The sequence below is a fragment of the Streptomyces sp. NPDC020489 genome (genome assembly GCF_044386545.1).
GTDB lineage: Bacteria > Actinomycetota > Actinomycetes > Streptomycetales > Streptomycetaceae > Streptomyces.
This window is the reverse complement of the sequence record NZ_JBIRUZ010000002.1, coordinates 22,621-39,814: the sequence shown is the minus strand read 5'-3', so window position 1 is coordinate 39,814 and position 17,194 is coordinate 22,621. Positions and strand designations below refer to the sequence as shown.

General features: G+C 68.0%; 12 protein-coding genes and 6 pseudogenes. 5 read left to right on the top strand and 13 right to left on the bottom strand.

Going from position 1 to position 17,194, the window contains the following annotated elements:
• Nucleotides 1-131: 131 nt before the first annotated feature.
• The 6 genes and pseudogenes from ACH41F_RS04345 to ACH41F_RS04320 all read right to left on the bottom strand — a co-directional run.
• A complete protein-coding gene (locus ACH41F_RS04345) occupies nt 132-1,895 on the bottom strand; it encodes an FAD-dependent oxidoreductase (RefSeq protein WP_398832841.1) in 1,764 nt (587 codons plus the stop codon).
• Nucleotides 1,896-2,351: 456 nt separating this feature from the next.
• Nucleotides 2,352-2,720, bottom strand: coding sequence for an anti-sigma factor antagonist (locus ACH41F_RS04340; RefSeq protein ID WP_391237274.1), 369 nt, complete (start codon nt 2,718-2,720; stop codon nt 2,352-2,354).
• A gap of 5 nt (nt 2,721-2,725) precedes the next feature.
• Complete coding sequence (locus ACH41F_RS04335) at nt 2,726-4,186, bottom strand: SpoIIE family protein phosphatase (RefSeq protein ID WP_391237271.1); 1,461 nt, start codon at nt 4,184-4,186, stop codon at nt 2,726-2,728.
• A gap of 314 nt (nt 4,187-4,500) precedes the next feature.
• Nucleotides 4,501-5,118, bottom strand: coding sequence for a hypothetical protein (locus ACH41F_RS04330; protein WP_398833673.1), 618 nt, complete (start codon nt 5,116-5,118; stop codon nt 4,501-4,503).
• Nucleotides 5,119-5,185: 67 nt separating this feature from the next.
• Nucleotides 5,186-5,626, bottom strand: a pseudogene (mscL, locus tag ACH41F_RS04325) (large conductance mechanosensitive channel protein MscL); the annotation flags it as partial.
• Between the two features lie 292 nt (nt 5,627-5,918).
• Nucleotides 5,919-6,239: pseudogene (locus tag ACH41F_RS04320) on the bottom strand (transposase family protein); the annotation flags it as partial.
• Nucleotides 6,240-6,667: 428 nt separating this feature from the next.
• On the opposite strand from ACH41F_RS04320, the gene ACH41F_RS04315 reads away from it, so the two are divergent.
• The gene (locus ACH41F_RS04315; protein WP_391237268.1) at nt 6,668-6,838 is read left to right on the top strand and encodes a hypothetical protein; all 171 of its coding nucleotides are present in this window, start codon (nt 6,668-6,670) and stop codon (nt 6,836-6,838) included.
• 122 nt (nt 6,839-6,960) lie between these two features.
• Here ACH41F_RS04315 and ACH41F_RS04310 read toward each other — a convergent pair whose 3' ends face one another.
• A complete protein-coding gene (locus tag ACH41F_RS04310; RefSeq protein ID WP_391237265.1) occupies nt 6,961-7,440 on the bottom strand; it encodes an RICIN domain-containing protein in 480 nt (159 codons plus the stop codon).
• A 334-nt stretch (nt 7,441-7,774) separates the two neighbouring features.
• Nucleotides 7,775-8,575, bottom strand: a complete 801-nt coding sequence (locus ACH41F_RS04305) for a hypothetical protein (protein WP_398832836.1) — start codon at nt 8,573-8,575, stop codon at nt 7,775-7,777.
• A gap of 173 nt (nt 8,576-8,748) precedes the next feature.
• On the opposite strand from ACH41F_RS04305, the gene ACH41F_RS04300 reads away from it, so the two are divergent.
• From ACH41F_RS04300 to ACH41F_RS04290, 3 genes and pseudogenes are all read left to right on the top strand, one after another.
• A complete protein-coding gene (locus ACH41F_RS04300) occupies nt 8,749-8,949 on the top strand; it encodes a hypothetical protein (protein WP_398832834.1) in 201 nt (66 codons plus the stop codon).
• 80 nt (nt 8,950-9,029) lie between these two features.
• A pseudogene (locus tag ACH41F_RS04295) lies at nt 9,030-9,808 on the top strand (transposase family protein).
• Between the two features lie 639 nt (nt 9,809-10,447).
• A complete protein-coding gene (locus tag ACH41F_RS04290; protein ID WP_391237767.1) occupies nt 10,448-10,867 on the top strand; it encodes a hypothetical protein in 420 nt (139 codons plus the stop codon).
• 87 nt (nt 10,868-10,954) lie between these two features.
• Here the strand turns inward: ACH41F_RS04290 and ACH41F_RS04285 are convergent.
• Nucleotides 10,955-11,155 (bottom strand): annotated as a pseudogene (locus tag ACH41F_RS04285) (transposase family protein); the annotation flags it as partial.
• A gap of 956 nt (nt 11,156-12,111) precedes the next feature.
• Here ACH41F_RS04285 and ACH41F_RS04280 point away from each other — a divergent pair.
• Nucleotides 12,112-12,319, top strand: a pseudogene (locus tag ACH41F_RS04280) (glycoside hydrolase family 2 TIM barrel-domain containing protein); the annotation flags it as partial.
• A gap of 257 nt (nt 12,320-12,576) precedes the next feature.
• Here ACH41F_RS04280 and ACH41F_RS04275 read toward each other — a convergent pair.
• The 4 genes and pseudogenes from ACH41F_RS04275 to ACH41F_RS04260 form a co-directional block, all read right to left on the bottom strand.
• Nucleotides 12,577-13,476 carry a LysR substrate-binding domain-containing protein gene (locus ACH41F_RS04275; RefSeq protein ID WP_391237256.1) on the bottom strand — a complete coding sequence of 300 codons (900 nt, stop codon included), beginning with the start codon at nt 13,474-13,476 and terminating at the stop codon, nt 12,577-12,579.
• Nucleotides 13,477-13,632: 156 nt separating this feature from the next.
• Nucleotides 13,633-14,490 (bottom strand): NAD-dependent epimerase/dehydratase family protein, encoded by an 858-nt coding sequence (locus ACH41F_RS04270; protein ID WP_398832831.1) that lies wholly within the window; start codon nt 14,488-14,490, stop codon nt 13,633-13,635.
• A gap of 204 nt (nt 14,491-14,694) precedes the next feature.
• Nucleotides 14,695-14,915, bottom strand: a pseudogene (locus ACH41F_RS04265) (IS21 family transposase); the annotation flags it as partial.
• Between the two features lie 308 nt (nt 14,916-15,223).
• Nucleotides 15,224-16,978: a cellulase family glycosylhydrolase gene (locus ACH41F_RS04260; RefSeq protein ID WP_398832828.1), complete on the bottom strand. Its 1,755-nt coding sequence runs from the start codon at nt 16,976-16,978 to the stop codon at nt 15,224-15,226.
• Between the last annotated feature and the right edge of the window lie 216 nt (nt 16,979-17,194).

Below are 17,194 nucleotides of genomic sequence, written 5' to 3'. Positions count from 1 at the left end.
ATGAAGGGGATCTCGAAGGCTCTGCGGGGTCCGGGCGGCGGCCTGCCGGTGTACCGAGACAGGGGCTGATTCGCCGGAGCATCGGGAGAGCCCAGGGATCCCCGTCGCCGGGGACGCGTTCAGCATTGCTGTCAACCGACGTCGAAGAGGTTCGGCAGTCGAAGGAGGTAACGGGTGCGGTCGTGGCGTCTGATCCGCTCCAACTCGGGGGCCCGGTACAGCGGGGTGACGGTGCAGCGTTCCGCGGTCGAACCGATCTCGTCCAGGAGGGCGTTGACGGCTTGCCGGGCCGAGGTGTTGGCGCCTTCCATGGTGGCCAGATCGATGGGCACGGCCACATAGTCGCCGGACAGGAAGAGGTTAGGGATCTTCGTAGCCGATCGTGGACGATGGTGGAAGGTCCCTGTCGGATGGATGAGCAACTGCTCCTCGTTGACCGGGTTCGGAGTGCCGAGGCCGTCGACGGCCGGATCGAGGAACCAGGAGTGCAGCACGGAGTCCTTCAGGACCGTACGGCCGCTGTCATTGAGCGCCGCCTTCAACTGGGCCCACACCTCGCGGGCGACTTCGGCGCGGGTGCACTGCTTGGCGGTCTTGCCGTACAGGATGCCCGGCTGGTCCCACTCGGAGACGTCCACGGACAGACAGTCCGCGACCGTGCCGTCGCCGAAGTCGGCAGGGAAGTCGTGGCCTGGCCAGTGCTGGGCCTGGGCGATCGCGGTCAGGGACCAGGGGGAGTCGATGAGGTCGAGGTGGCCGTGCAGTATCGGCGTACGTTCGGTCAGATAGAACTGGATGCCGGTCATCCAGTCCGTCTCCAGCCGGTCGCATGCGGCCAGTTGGGGATCGGCGGCGCGCACGGCGGAGTTCCAGGTGCGGCGCGCGTGCTCGACCGGCATGGCCGAGATGTAGTGGTCGGCGGTGACAGTGCGGCGGGCACCATCCGGGTCCTCCACGACGGCGCCGGCGATCCGGCCCGCGTCGAGGATCAGGTCCCGTACGGTCCAGCCGATGTGGAAATCGACCCCGAGTGACTTCAGGTACGTCACCCAGGGGTCGATCCAGGCCTCGTTGGTGGGCGCGTTGAGAATGCGGTCCAGCGGTCCGTCCGCGCCCCGGCCGAGGAGGTTGAAGGCGAAGGCCTCCAGCAGGGTGGCGACGGTACGGGTGCTGGCCTGTTCCGCCTTGGTGGCCACGATGTTGCGGGTGATGCCGATGGCGAGGATCCGCTGGTAGTCGTACGACATCCGTCCGGCCCGGACGAACTCCCACCACGGCATCCGCTCCCAGGCCTCGTCGCGGCGTTCATCACAGCTGGTGAGGAAGACCAGGGAGCGGTTGGCGAAGTAGAGGGCCTCGTGGAGAGGGAGGTGGAAGGCGGTGTCCAGGACCGAGACGAGGGCGCGGCGGATCTCGTCAGGGGTGAGTTCGGCCGGGGTGTTGCCGGGCCACGGAAGCGGGATCCGGATGTCCTCGCGGCCGCCCGACCGGGCGAACAGCATTTCCTTGGGGGCGACGAGGTTGTCGTGGACCCCGTTGGGGTTTCCGGGGAAGGGGATGCGCCGCATGGTGTCGGGCAGGTTGTGGTAGATGCCGGGGATGAAGCGGAAGCCGTGCTCCCCGGGCAGGGGCCTGCGGCCGCCCGTGCCGCTGTCCGGTACGTCCATGCTGCGGGCCTTGCCGCCCAGCGCCTTGCGTTCGTAGACCGTGACCCGGAAGCCGCGTTCGGCGAGTTCGTGGGCGGCCGTGAGGCCGGCGACGCCTCCGCCCAGTACGGCCACGGTCTGTGCGGTGGCGCCGTTTCGGGCCACGGCCCGTTGGGGGGTCGCGAGGGCGACTCCGCCGCCGGCGGCCGCGGCCGAACCCAGGAACCCTCTGCGTGTGGTGCCGCCCATCGCTACCCCTTACCGTAGGTAACCACCGGCGCACGAGGATATGGGCGACGCACCGATCTCGGAAGACGGCCAACGGAGCTTGGGCCTCTTTGGCTTGATGCCGCATCACCTCGGCGCGCCCGACGGCGTGCGGCCAAGGGGTTCCAGATCTGACTGCGGCCGGCCGCAGGCCGGCCAGTATGGCTCGTGGCTGTCGGAGGCTGAGCGCGAACTGCTCATAGGGTTGAGCGACTTCGGACCTCGGTGGGGGAGGAGGTTCTGGAGACCGTACTCCCACAGGACGCGCAAAGCGTGCAGAGGCCGCCCGCTGCGCGGCCTGCGCCCGCTGCGCGGCCTGGACGCCGGTGAGCACGCCGAAGACTGATCCGCGCTCGAGACGCCTGGCCGTTCGTTGTACCACGCGCAGGCCGGGCTCTCCGCCCCGGGAGCGACGCGAGATGGGGGCGACGGAGCGGTTCAGGCGGGGTCGGGGGCGCCTTGGTGGGCGCTGAGCGCGTCGGCGGTGCTCGGGTGATGGGGCAGGAGGCTGTCCACTCCGGTGAGGGTAAGCATGCGCATCAGCCGGTCGGGGACGGCGGCCAGGGCCAGGGAGCCGCCCGCTTCCTGGGCGCCGTGCCAGATGCCGATCAGTGCGCTGAGGCCGGCGGAGTCGCAGAAGCCGACACCCGACAGGTCCAGGATCAAGTGGTGGTGGCCCTGGTCGATCAGCTCCAGTGCGCGGGTGCGCAAGCCGGGTGCGGTGTGCAGGTCGATCTCGCCGGTGACGGTGGCGACCGCCGCGGGACCGGGGGTAGCGGTCAGGGTCAGCTTGATGTCGTCGGTCATGGCGGTCAGTGCTCCTCGCCGGCGGGCGCGGCGGTGGTGTGTGCGGTGAATGCGGCCCCCGGCGCGGCGGCGGCCTGGTCGGGCGCGGGTACCGACAGGGCCAGCAGGGCGACGTCGTCACTCGCGCCCTCGGGCAGGGCGTCCAGCAGACCGACGGTGTCCTGGACCAACTGCGCCGCCCCGCACGAGGCGGGACGAGCGGTGAGGAAGGCCGTAAGTCCCTCGTCTCCGAGCATGGTGTCGGTGCTGGTGTGTGCCTCGGTCAGGCCGTCGGTGTAGAGGAGCAGGGCCTGGCCTGGGGCGAGGTGAAGGGTGGTGGAGGCGAAGCGGGCGCCGGGGAAGGCCCCTATGAGCATGCCGCCCTTGGGACTGACCGCTTCCACCCGGGTGTGCGTGGCGGGCCCGGCTTCGGGCGGGGCGGGGCTGAGATGGTAGGCCGGGGGATGCCCACCGGAGGCCAGCTCCACGGTGAAGCCTCCGTCCGCATCAGGGGTGAGGGTGGCGAAGAAAGCTGTGCAGAACCGGCTGCCCGCCCACACATCGGCCAGCAGAGCGCCGTTCAGCGCCTCGAGTACCGCGACGGGATCGTCCGTGTGCTGGGCCGAGGCCCGCAGGGTGTAGCGGGCCAGCGAGGTGATGGTGGCCGCCTCGGCGCCCTTGCCGCACACGTCCCCCAGGAACATTCCCCACTTCCCGGCGGGCAGAGGGAAGACGTCGTAGAAGTCGCCGCCCACGTCGTGCACGGACGCGGTGTGGTAGTGACAGGCGAGCTCCAGGCCGGGCACCGTCGGCAGCGCCGGCGGCAGCAGAGTGCGCTGCAAGGTGGAGGCGAAGGAGGCGATCGCCGCCTTGTCCCTCTCCGCCTGCTCCCGGGCCGCCCGCTCAGCCTCGGCGGCCCGCTGCTCCTGGCGCACGGTGCGCAGCGCGGACAGGCGCAGCTCCATCTCGTCCATCACGATCGCCGCCAGATCGGTCAGGGTGGCGGTCTGTTCCGAGGTGATGGAGCGGGGCTTGGTGTCCAGGACGTTGACCGTGCCCAGCTTGTGCCCGTCCGTCGTGGTGATCGGCGCGGCGGCGTAGAACCGCACGCCGAGCGGCCCGGTGACCAGCGGGTTGCCGCAGGCGACGTCGTCGAGCAGGGTGTCGGGAATGACCAGCGCATCTTCCCGCAGGACCGCGGAGCCGCACAGGCCCGGGTCCCGGCCGATCTCGCTGACCCCGTCCAGGCCGTGCGCGGCTTTGAACCAGATCCGGTCCTCGTCCACGATCGTCACCGTCGCCACGGGGACGTCGAACAGGCGGGCTGCCAGCGCAGCCACCCGGTCGAACGCGCCGTCGGGCGGGGTGTCGAGGATGTCGTAGCGGCGCACCGCCTCCATCCGGCCGACCTCGACGACCTTGTCGGGCACCAGATGCAGGCGCTTGGCAGCAGCGCCGTCCTCGGATGCCGAAGCCTGCTCGGGCATCGGCCTTCCACCTCCTAGACCTCCCGCAGCCACCGAGCGCGGCGCGGGCCAGCGGCAAGCCTAAGCGGGAACGGAGTGTGCGAAGGGCCATCGGATGGCACCTCACAGGATCACCACTGATATCGACGGGCGGTGCCGCCCGGTGAAACCCGGTGAAACCCGGCGACGGCGCCGCGCTGGACTGCGCTCCCCTCCTCCGGGCGCCAACGCGCTGGGTGCCCCGCCCTTGCCGAGTGATCAGACAGAAGGCCCCCTGACGCCATATCGCTATGCCTTCAGATCGCCCTGACCAGGGCTCCACCGAGTTCCTCGAACTACGGCACTTGCATCGGATGCATCTCCGCCCGGAATCGGTGCCAGCGTGCCGGGTGGCGCCAGCGGCTGGAGGAGTCGCGGGCGACGTCAACGCCGACTTCCACCACCAGCTCGGATTCCACGACCGTGACGCCCAGCCTCTCGCGGTTGCCCCACCCGGCGGAGAACGGCCAGCCCCTCCGGGGATGACCGTGCTGCGCCGAAGCGAGCTGGCCGGCGACCGTAGCGCTGGCTGCCCGGGCGAGGGCGGTGGTGCGCCCGACGTACGGCAGGCGCCCGTGATCGTCGTATCTGCCGAGAAGCAGCCCACGGGGAGCGGTCAGGGAGCCGGTGACCGTGCTGACGATCGCCTTCGTGGTCTCGTGCACCTTGTATTTCTGCCACCCCCTCAAGGGCCGGTAGGGATCCCTCAGCCGTTTGAAGAGCACGCTTTCGATCCCGACCGAGGTCCACGTCAGCCACTTGCGCACGGTGTCCGGGTCGGTGGTCGACGGACACAACACCCACGGCGCCGACAGCCGACGGGCGGCGAACCCGGACTCCAGGGCGGCTCTGCACCGCCGGTAGGGCCATCCGGTCGTGTCCGTCCCGGACAGCCGCAGGACATCGATCGCCACGAAGTGGGCCGGCCCAGGCGAGGCTGTGGAGGTCAGGTCGCCCGGCGCGCTGGGTCGTCTCTCCGGTCTGAGCGGGTACGGCGGGCAGGGAGACAGTGCAGGAGGCGCAGCGTCGGGCCTGGGCGGGTACGGGGCTGAGGCATTCGGGGCAGTCCCGTTTGGGGGCTTGAACGTCTTGGTGCGGGGCGAGGCGTTCGTGGAGCTTGTTGATCGGGAGCACGACCAGGAAGTACAGGGCGCTGGCCAGGAGGAGGAAGCTGATCGCCGCGTTGACGAAGGCGCCGTAGGGAAACTCGATGGCGCCGACGGTGAAGGTCTTGCGGCTCATATCGCCGGTGGCCCCGGTGGCCAGCCCGACCAGGGGTGTCAGGAAGGCCCTGACGAAGCCATTCACCACGGCGGTGAACGCTGCCCCGATGACGATATCGACGGCCAGGTCGACCACGTTGCCGCGCAGGATGAAGCTGCGGAAGCCCTTCACCTTCTCACTCCTCAGAGACTCCGACATCGACGGGCGGCACGGAAAGCGCCGTCAGCCCATCCACTTGACCTGGGATGCCCTGTCGCCCTTCACCCATGCCGACTCCGCAACGCGGCGCGGTGCTGCAGGTCAAGCACACCATCGCGACCGGTCGCTCAGCCTGAGCTGCCCCTGAAATAGACCTTGGCTCGCATACCGTCCTGCCATGCAGACCGGGATGTGGGTAGGGGGCTGCTCCCTTCACCGTGCGCTGTGACCATTGCGCGTTGGGTCAGCCGCTGGCGAGTATCGGGCCGGCGGCGGCAGAGAGTGAGGTCTTTCAGTGTTGCCTCTCCGGGGTGAGTACCGCTGCTGCGGTTGACGTCATGCGCTTCGGGCTGCACCGAGCTCGTCAGAAGATCCGCCAGCACTTCAGGCGGGCAACGCCGCCCTCAACAGGGGTTCGCGCCCTCGATAGCGCCCGGTTGACGGTCTGTTGGGAGCGACAGCTCGCCTCCGGCGGGCCGTCTGGCCGGTGTCGTCACCCACGCGCCGGCACCGATGTAGGCACGGTCGGCCCAAAATCGGTATCCCTTGGCGCTCAACAGATCCGCATGATCCGATGGGCACGGGCCGCGGTCAGGTCATGGCAGCGAGGCGGTCAATCAGGTCGAGCTCTACGCCCTCACTCACGACCAGGACGACCAGCCCCCCGGACGCACCAGGAGCTCCACGACAACCGCTGAAGGCTCAGCCGACTCCGATACGCCCTCGCGCGTGGCGTGTGCCCGGTCGAGCGGGATGACGACGGCTGCGCGTTGGGTGATCTGCTCGCGCAGGGCCGTGTTCTCCGCGAGCAAGGCTGCGATGACCGTGGCGGCGGCATTGACTTCGTCTCGGAGCCGTTGTCGATCGTGTCGGTTGTCTCGCAACTGGCGGAGAAGGCGGGCAATCTCCGCAGCCTGAGCCTGGTGATGTTTGCTCGTCCGGCCGGGCCTGCCCCCTGCACAGGCATGCGTTGTGACGGTCGCATGCCCAGGAGTGACGGACGCCCTCATTGCCGCTTCCAGTGCGCCCACACTGGAGGGGGTGGCGCGCGCCGTCGCTCAACCCTCCCTGGCCGCTGCCCGGTTGCGGGAGATCGCCGGTGTACTCGCCCCTGACCCGGACACTGAGCGCCGCATGCGCGCCCACCACGTCTGCGTCGCCAAGGCCGTGGACGTGCAGACCGAGCCGAGCGGGGAGTTCTACGGCTGGTGACGCCGGATGCGGGTGTCCGCCGTTGCATCGCTGTCCCGGCTGACGCTCGGCGGCCACCCGCAGACGGGCCGGCACGCTTCAGGTGCAGCTCCCGCGACAGCGGCGTTCGTGCTGGTGGGGAGTCAGCCCTGGTCCTCGGACGAGGGGTAGATCCGCCACAGCTGGGAGAGATTGGGTCCGCCCCACATGCGGGTCAGGCCCACTAGCCGGTCGTTGCCCTGGAGGTGGTCGGCGATGGCCAGGGCGTATCGCGGGTGCACGACCGAGACCAGGTAGAAGTCGTTGCCTCGCTCTGCGTGGGAGACCAGCCGCCAGTGCTGATTGAGGCTGTCCGTGCTTTCTCGAAGGGTCACGATGTCGGGCGGGTTGGCGCCCGCGGTGAGGCAGCGGTGGTTGGCGTACGACTCGATGCGCACGGTGCCGTCGGCGTTCTGCCGTAGGAACCAACGGTGCGCACTGTTGTCCTTGGCGAAGGGGTCCTGAGCCCAGGTCTGGGTGTGGTTGCCGACACCGTCGTGCCAGTCGTTGCACATGAAGTAGGTTCCGGTGACGTGGTGGGTCATCGTCACCGATCCACCCGCGAGCAGTACGAGGTCGCTCAAATCATGCTCCTCAGCCTTGAGATTTGTTGCCAGAGCAGGCGCGTCTTGCAACTCAGCGTAATCAACGGGCGGTTGCTTCACAGCGTGGCTAACCGGCCTTATATCGAGCTCAGAGCCAGTCCGGGAGGGCTCGAACGGGCGGGCGGCACTACTCGAACTACTTAACCGAGCGTCACCCACATGTCCCCGCACACGGCGCAGCGCTTTGGCAGCGCACCGCCGGATTCGAACGGGCCGGGCGGTACACCACGCGGCAGGTAAGAGCGTCAAGGCCGAGAAACTGACAGCGGTCCGACGAGCCGCCTGTCTCATACTGCCGGCACGCCCCGGCGGACTATCTCCGGCCCTTGGCCAGTACTGCCGCATCATGCTGCGCATCACCCAGGCACGTGCTGTGGCGGCAGCTCGAGGACGAGCACGACGTGGGGTTCATCGGCGACGTGTGCAACGGCGTGTGGATGATCACCAAAGGCGATGCCGCACAGCCGGCGAGAACGCCCTCGGCCGCTTCGGCCCCGGCAACGCTCAGGGCGATGACGTCGTGGGGCAGCGCGGGGTCGACCCTGCTGAGCCACACCAGTGCCCCACCGACAAGGCCGGGCTTGTCCCGGGTGGCCAGGGCCGGGGCTTGGAGCATGTCGGCAGCCTCTTCCAGGTAGGTGACCAGCGTGTCGAGTTGTTCGCCGGGGACGTTGTTGTGGCGGGACCAGTCGCCCAGGTAGCCGGTCGCTGCGTCCAGGTGCAGGCCCGAGGTGCGGTCAGCCGCGCCGTGGGAGACGACCGGAATCCAGGTTGCCTTCCACACGGTGATCCGGTCGTACTCGGGGCGGCCGGCGTTGTGGGCGTCCTCGTGGGCCTGGGCGTCCATCTTCTGCCGGTAGATAGCGGCTACGGCGTCCAGGGGCATCAGAGTCTCACCGCCCGGAAGGCATCCCCAGCCCCAGCCGTTGACCCCGTCGTCACCGGCCGTCAGCTGCCACAGGACGCGCAGCTCGACGGGTATCTCAATGCCGAGATCGCCTTCCAGGGCGCCGATGGCGGCGGAGCCGGCGCCGGCACGGAGCGCAGCGTAGGAGTCGGGGGCGTTGCGCTGCAGCCAGCCGGTGATGCGACAGGCGTCGGCGAGCTCCCGCACGGTCAGCGCGGCGTCAGCATGGCCGTCAGCGCGAACGCGATCGAGAGCGCCAAGGCGCGCGTACTCAAGGCCGTCCGCGCCGGTGCGGCACCGCGCGTCGCGATCCGACCGGCTTCCTTGGCGACGATGCGACAGCCAACACGGCGGACGCTTCGTCCTTGTAGGTTCGTTCGATGAACATCGAAGACTTCTCCCACCTCTGGACGGCGCCTCCAGGAAAGTATGTGCTGGAGAAATACGACGTCGAGGGGCAGGAGACGTTGCCGATCCATTGCCCGCAAGATGACGCAGTGGTCCTCATCGATGCCGACGAACTTATTGCCGAGATCGCGCAACGGATGATCGCGGCTGGTGTTCAGATCGTCGATGAGTGACTGAACCTCTTTCATCCTGGGCTGTCGGGTGAACCAGGCTGGTCAGGTGCGGCGATGTGGCGAAGCCCCTCGTCGTTGGTGTGGTGATCTCACTCAACACGCCGACGGCCGGGGGGTTCGTTGGTTCCATATCCTTCCACGGTTGGTGTCCGGCACGAGCTGGTCGAGCATGTCTCATGGCTCATCTACGCCCGAAGGTGTGAACGCCGCACTCGCTGGCGCAAGTTGAGCTGTTTCCGTCAGGCACAGCTCGCTCTTGCCTACCTGCGCAAGAACGAGACGCTCGCCCAGCTCAGCGCAGGGTTCGGCGTCTCCGAAGCGACGGCCTGGCGGTACGTGGACGAGGCGGTCGATGTCCTCGCCGCCTGGGCGCCCGGTCTGCGCGAGGCTCTGGCCGGCCGAGGCGAAGACGATTTCGTGGTCCTGGACGGCACTCTGATCCCCACCGACCGGGTCGCGGCGGACGAGCCGTACTACTCCCAGAAGCACAGGAAGCACGGTATGAACGTGCAGGTCGTCACTGCACCCGACGGCACACCCCTGTGGTTCTCGCGGGCCTTGCCCGGACGCACTCGCGGCGTGATCGAGAACTGCCACACGCGACAGATCCTCGTTCTGGCCGTCCGCGCCTACCAGGTCGCTGGCGCCACCGTCCGTGCGTCTGCTACCACCACCACGAACTGCCGGAGCACTACCAGCAGTACAACCTGGACCACGCCCGACTACGCACCCCTGGCTAACGCGCCTTCGCACGCTGAAAGCCTGGCGCCTGCTTCGTCGAGCCCGATGCTCGACCAACCGCATCGGACGCATCGTCGCCGCCGTCCACACCCTCCTGATCTGCGGATACGGAGGATGAAAGAGGTTCAGTGCCTTCGGAGCTGGTGACACCCCCCGGGCCATGCACTCGACAAGGGGAGGTAGTCATGCCAACTCCGAAGGCCGGTAACCCGTTGCGGGGCTACGAAGACGGTAAGGGGAGGGGGAGTTCCTCGACTGCTCCACGCTCGGCCTGCTCTGCCGGACACGGCGCAGGGTCCTGGAACGCGGCGGCCGCCTCGCGCTGGTCTGTGCCCGGCCCTGGCACCTGCGGATCCCCAAAGCCACGGGGCTGAGCGCGCTCAGGCCTTGGGTCCGGTGGCTAATGCCGAGTGAGATCACCGCTGTGCAACACCCTTTGGAACTCCATGACTCCTGCGTCTTCTTGGGCTGCGGCCTCATTTGCTGGAGGCGGCTCAAGAAGGTCCGATCATGATCAGGTTAGGAGTTCACGACGGCCCTGGAGACTGGCGCAAATACGCCAGTCTCACCCCGTCGGTTGTGCAGGGTGATTCAAAGTGATTAATCTGGCATAAAATGAGGAGGGCGCTTTTTTTCGCCAGGGCGCCCGTACGTAGAGAAGTTGTTGATACACCTTGCTGTGTAATGCGGGATGCGTCTCACTCCTGCATGGCGGGTTTCGGTAATACTGGAATGACAGATCAGAGAGAAGGGCACTATGCGCACGCTTCTGCGAGTCGGACTCATCGGAACTACGGCCACAATATTGCTGGGCGCTATGGCGGGGGTGTCATGGGCAGACACGGCGTCCGTTAGCTGCTTCGTTGGCAAAGACACCAACGGGCTAGATTGCGAGACGTGGTTTAAGAAAGATTCCGGCATATCCGTCTCTCACGCGGTCTTCACGGCCGACGGGGAGACTCTGTGGGTCGACGACAGATACGTTGACGGGCGCGGCGTGTTCCTCTCGGCCTCGTGGGGGGCAAACGGCTATGCGCAGATTTCCGCCACGGGAGGTGCTGGCGACAGCGAAGGAAAAGATCTCTCCATTACGGACGGCACAACGGTACACTTGAAAATGTGCCAAACCGATAACGGAAGTCTGCTGAACTGCGTTTACCCCAACGCCATCGCCTGAGAATGGCCAACGAGGTCTTCTCGGCAACAGGGATGGATGCGCTGCGTGTCGATCCTCAATCTGGATGGCAGCTGACCTGCGCAGGACGTGTGCGGTGCCAACCGAGATGCCGAAACCGGCGGCGATCTGCGCGAGGGGCTCATGCTTGCGCAGGTACACCAGAGCGACCAGGGCACGTTGGTGCGGCGGGAGTTTGCAGCGGCGGTCACCTTCACGGGTGACGATGAGCATCGTCACCCACTCGATGAGCGCATGGGGCAGGTCGAGTGCGGCAGGATGAGGGACCAACAAGGCTCCTGCGCCGATGGGTTGAGACTTCGAACACCTCCCTCAACGGCACGGGAGCCTTGTGCGTTGTGGCCACAGCGTCTGTCATTCGATCGGTGGGCGCCCCGAAAGACCTCAATGATCCAGGCCAGCTCTGTCACCGCCTGGTCGCCATCCGTGGAACGACCGTACGGTGCACCCGAGCTCGAGCGGGCGTGATCCATGAAGTCGCCTCACCTTGAGGCGCTGACCCGCGTCACGCGGGGGTGTGGCAGATCAAGGGTGCGGGATCAGCTCCGGCATGGAGGATGCGACGGTGTGCCGCCACATCATCGCGTCCGGGACCCGGCTGACCGGCGTGGCCATGTTTTGCGCAGTGGGCGGCATGTACGCGGTCCAGAAGGGCGGTCGGGGCAGTCGGCTCGAGGGTTGCTCGGGGGCCTTCGGTCAGTTCGGCGGCGAGCACCAGGGCCCGGCAGGCGGTCATGCTGGCGGCCGCCACCGCGCTCAGTGTCGGCCGACGCGGAAGTGTCAGTGGTCGGTACTGCCGCGACAGGGCACGGTGCGCATCCTGGGGGCCGACGGGTGGTCGTTGATCGGCTTCGATCTCGCCGCGGCCTACGCCCCCTGCCGTCGCGGTGACTTGGAACGGGCCGAGCAGTGGCGGCTGCAGACACCACACCGCCACACCACCGGCCCTGCGGAGGTCGACACCCTCGTGATCGTGGCTCGCCCGACGCCGGGGCGAGGGGTGCCATCTCGCCACGGTGCTGGAACGCCTCGCCGACACGCGAGGTGCTCCGCTGGCGGTGGAAGGTTTCAGGCCGCGTTGGGAAGTTGGCGTCCGTCCTCCCCATCGGGCCAGTTCCTGGCCGATCGCGTTGTCAACGTCCGTGAGAGACGATCGGGCGGGCCCCAGGACGGCCTTGGTGATGACGCTCATGCGCTCTGGGGCTGATGCGGGATCTGCGGAAGACAAGGGTGTCAACCGCCACGAGTGGCACCCGGAGAAGGGCCGCGCCCTCGACCTGGAGACCATGCGCGAGGACGTGCTGCTGACGAAGTGGCACAACCTCAAAGCGGTGCGCACCCCGCACTACCCGCCGCACCCGGCCTTCTGGGGACCTGTGCGACGAGTACGGCCTGTGGGGCATCGACGACTGCACCCGTCCCGCCCACGGCTACCGGGCCTTGTGCGGGGCGGGCGTCAGCGGCCTGCGACCCGTCCCGGTTCGGTCGCCGTGGGCCTGTATCGCCGGGACGGGCTCCGCTGCGCGAGCCGCGGGTGTGCGGTGACTGTCGTGGCGCCGTACCGGGTCCGTGCTGTCCGGTGTCGGCACAGGCTCGGACCCGCCGAGTCAGTCCGTGTCCGCCGTTCGCTGGGACACATGGGCCTTGCGGGTTCACGGCGCCGCTGGGCGGCGGTCCGCATGAAAACCACCTCAGTCCGAGGGCGGCTGCGATTCCTCGGCGTGGGGTCGGGCGAGGGTGTCGGAGGCGGCCTGGGCGAAGTCGTGGATGAGGCGGGAGCGGCGGGCCGCTACCCAGGCGAGGGCCACCTGGTTGGGGCCGATGTCCTTCACGCGCAGCGGGATCACGTCCGGCCGGGTGTAGAAGCTGGCGGTCGACAGCGGGAGCACGCAGATGCCCGCTCCGGCCGCAACCATTTCCAGTTTCTCCTCCACCTGGTGGATCACCGGGACTTCGGGGCGCCGTCGACCCCGCAGTTCCAGTGCCACATCACGCCACTCCGGAACGGCGTCGGGATCCTGAAGCAGGTGCTCGGCGGCAAGATCCTTGATGCTCACCGACGTCCTGCCGGCCAAGGCGTGCCCGGCCGGTACCATGACGACGCGGGGCTCCCGGAAGAGCGGACGCATCTGCAGACCGTTGCTGTCGATGGGCAGGCGCACGATGCTGACGTCGGCGCGGCCGTCCAGCAGCACCTCGACCTGGTCGGCCCACGTGGTGCGCAGAAGGCGCACGTGCACGTCCCGATGGTGCGTGGTGAAGGCGACCATGGCCGGGGTGACGGTGATGCCTGGCATGAAGCCGACGGTCAGCGACTGGGTGCCCTGGGCCGCTGACCTCACGCGTCTCGTCAGTGCCTGGGCCGAGGCGAGCAGGGGTAGGGCGTCCTCCAGCAGCTGCTCTCCGGCCGCAGTGAGCAGCGTTCCGCGGCGGCCCCGGTCGAACACCTCCGCTCCGAGGTCGTCCTCCAGACTGCGGATCTGCCGGGACAGCACCGGCTGGGCGATGTGCAGCCGCTCCGCCGCCCGCCCGAAATGGAGTTCCTGCGCCACGGCCACGAAGTAGCGCAGCTTCCGCAGATCAAGATCCATCCGGATTCACCGCCCGCTCTGTCGCCACGGCACCCCGGGTCGGTCGGCCGCTGTGGGCCATGGCCGTCCCGGAACTCCTTCGGAACGCCCATGGCAGTCGATCATCAATCTACCGGGCGAGTGCATGCCGCCGCAGACGCTGCCGGCCGGGTGTGCTCAGCCACGGGCCAGAACGGCCAGGGGGTCGGTGTGGGCGGGAGTCCAGCCCAGTTCCTCCCTGGCCCGGGCCGGCGTGAACTGCTGGTCCAGAGCGAAGGCGTCGGCGACCGGGCCCATCTGTTCACGGGCCTGTTCCAGGCTGATCGATGCGACCTTGCCCTCGATGCCCGCGGCCCGGCTGAGGGCGAGGGCGCACTCCTTGGCGGTGGGGTTGACACCGCCGACACCGACGTACACCGAACCCGGCTTCGTCTTGAGCGCGGCGACGTACAGCTCGGCGATGTCGTCGATGTGCACCAGCGCCCAGCGGTTGGTCCCGTCGCCGATGTAGGGGATGGCGCCGGCCTCCTTGCCCGGGGTGGTGTAGAAGATGTCGATCAAACGGTTCTCGCCGCCGTACAGCAGGCCGGGCTGTACCACGACGGGGCGGCCACCGTGCTGGGCGCGTGCGAGGACGGCGTCCTCCACGGCCTTGCGCCAGGCGACCAAGGCCGGCGGGTTCCACGGGGCGCTCTCGTCCGCCACGCCCTGGGTGTCGCCGTAGACCCAGGTGCCGCCGGTGTGCACGTAGGGGCCGCTGCCGATGCCGTCCTGCATGGCCCCGGCCGCCTCCAGATCCTCGGCGCCGGTTTCGGCCTGCGCCAGGTGGACGACGGCTTCCGCGCGGGCGGCCGCGGCGTTCAGCACGCCGAGGTCCCCAAGCCCGCCGCGCACCGGTGTCGCGCCGAGGGCACGGACGGTCTCGGCGGCGCCGTCGCTGCGGGCCAGGGCGTCCACGGTGTGTCCCTGCCGGATCAGCGCGCCGATGGTCGCCCTGCCGATGTATCCGGATCCGCCGGTGAGGAAAACCCTCATGGTCTTCAGCTCCTGTCAGTGGCTCAATGGCTTGCCCCCACAGCCTCCGTCCGGCGGCGTCACTCCGTCCAAGACCTCTTTCGACGCCTCTGATACCCATCAGGCATCACGCGCGTGTCGATGGCCGGACGCACCTTCGCTGATGCCCGCCGGGCATCAGCGAAGGCAGAAGAGGTCTTGGACACCCGCCCCTCCGTGCCCGCGGATGCGGTGCTTGAGCACACTTCTGCCGCGGCCCCAGCCGATCCGCTCAGCGATCACCGTCGCCGGCATCTCCGGCCGCTGTTCGAGCAGTTCACGGATCTGCGGCTCGACCGCGTCCCCGATCGAGCCCTTCGGCGCCCGCTGGTATGCGGCGGCGCATCATCCACGATCGTCCTGCGCACGGTGTTCCTTGAGATCCCCAGCTTCTTCGCGATCACCACTCCTCCCGGTCTGGCTCAACGAGCCGGACCCCTTGGAGGGGGCAACTTGGTGATGTCCTTCTCTCCCAGTGCGGCTCGATCAACTACACGTCGATTTCCATGCGGTGGTCAGAAACCAGCCCGCCGCCGGTTCGCGCCGGTGGTGATCCGACCCCGGACCTGCTCGCCCAGAACCAGCAGTTGCTTCTCGCAGCGCCACGCCCAGCGGGCGCAGGGGCAGGCCAACTGGACGGGGATGGTGAACTGGACCGTGACCGGGGCAGGAAGACACCCCGGGCGCCAGGGGACACCCGGGGGGCTGGGAAGGGTCAGGTGACGGTTCCGGTCACCGAGCCGGAGGTCTTCGTCACGGTGTACGTCACGGTGGCTCCGCTCCAGAAGTGGAAGACGAGCGTCGCCGGGGTGTTGTCACGCAGTGAGTTGACGAACTTGGAGGTGAGGTGAAGACCGTTGCCCGGGTAGTCGGGAGAGAAGGCCTCGTTGAACTCCTGGTAGGGAGTCCACTCGGTCGGTCCGGCATTGCCGCCGTCGGCGTATGTGGCCTCCATGGTGGCTAGTTGGTCACCGCGGTACTGGGTGGGGATGGTGAGACCGTTGGTGTCGCCGGTCGCGTCGGAGAGCACCGGTTTGTCGTACGTGGTCACGTAGATCTTCCAGGGCAGCCCCCGGGAGAAACGGGCCTCGATCGTCGCGTTGACCCCGTAGCCGCGCTTGCCGGCTAGCCGGGTCAGCGCGGTGGCTGTGAGCGTGAGCTGGTTGCCGGAGACGGTGTAGTCCTTGCCCTGAACGAGCTTTTTGCCGCCCTGCCACACGTCGCGGAAGGTGGTGCCGTTCGGGTTCAGGGTGAGTGTCCTGGCGGTGATCGGACTCGACTTGGCCAGGAAGACTCGGTCCGAGGAGGCGGTGCCCGAGCGGGTGGTCCAGCTCGACTTGATCTGCTTGATCAGCTCGGGCTCACGCCACTCCAGCGTGGAGCGGTTCAGGAAGTTGTAGGCGTCCCACAGAGCCGTGGTCACCCCGGAGATGCGGGCCTCGTATCCGAACATCTCGAAGTACTTCAGTGCCTCGCCACGTTCGATACGCGGCGCGCGTTGGAAGTGGTCGGGGTAACTCAACAGGCCGTACTCGCCCAGGTAGACGGGGATTCCCTTGGAGACAAGGGTGTCGCGGATCCGGGCGAAGTTGTCGGTCAGGTCCTTCTGCGCGGTGGCGTCGAACCGGGTGCCGCCGGCGATGTTCACGCTGAACGGGTACCAGCTGTAGTAGTGCGTGGTGGCCACGAGGTTGGGGTCGTTCAGCGACTTCATGTTGCCGACCAGGGCGTCCAGGAAGACCTGGCCGGAATTGGTGTGCAGGCTGGGCAGGACGAGCAGCCGGGTCGCGTTGTTGCCGCCGGACTGGCGCACCACGGTGTGGAACGCGGTGTTCAGTTCGTCGTTGTACTGGATGCCCTGGGCGTCGGTGGTGTTGTTGAACTGCGGCTCGTTGTTGCTCTCGAAGAGCAGGCTGCTCGGTGAGTCCCTGAACGTGGCGGCGATCTGGGTCCAGGTGGCCTTGAAGCGGGCCAGGACTCCGTCATGGTCGGTGGGCATGTCGGCGATCCACTGCCACGAGTCGTGATGGACGTTGATCACGACGTGGAGACCGTCGGCCAGCGCCCAGTCGACCACCTGCTTGACGCGGTTCATCCACGTCTCGTCGATCGTGTAGGGAGCGGTGGAGGACTGGTGGCCACTCCAGGTGACCGGGATGCGTACGCTGCGGAAACCCTGCGCCTTGATGGTGTCGAACAGGGCCTTGGTCGCCGGTGGGTTGCCCCAGGACGTCTCGTCGGGGATGGCGTCCAGGGTGTTGCCGAGGTTCCAGCTGGGCTGCATCGCGGCCACGGTGCCCATCGGAGTGAGCGCGATCTTCTTCGTTGCCGCGTGCGCGCCCCCGTGGGACGGTACGGCGAACGCGGCGGTGCTGGTCAGCCCTATCACGGCGACCAGCGCCAGCAGCAGACCGAGCACCCGGCTCGGGCCGCCTCTGTGCCGGTCGGTGGGGTGGTGCGTTCCCTTCATCTCTGACCTCTCTGTGTTGGCCGAGCGGTTTTCGCCCGTGGGGGATGGGGTGGCGGGCAGCGAGGAGGGGTGGGGCGTCTTCGGAAGCCGGGTGGTGCCTTGGCTCGCCGCGCCGTTGAGAGACTGAGCGGCTCGTGGTCGAACCAGTCGAAGTGCCCGGTGCCGGCTGCCGCGTACAGGCAACGGAGAGCCTTCGGTGCGCCGTTCATGATGGCC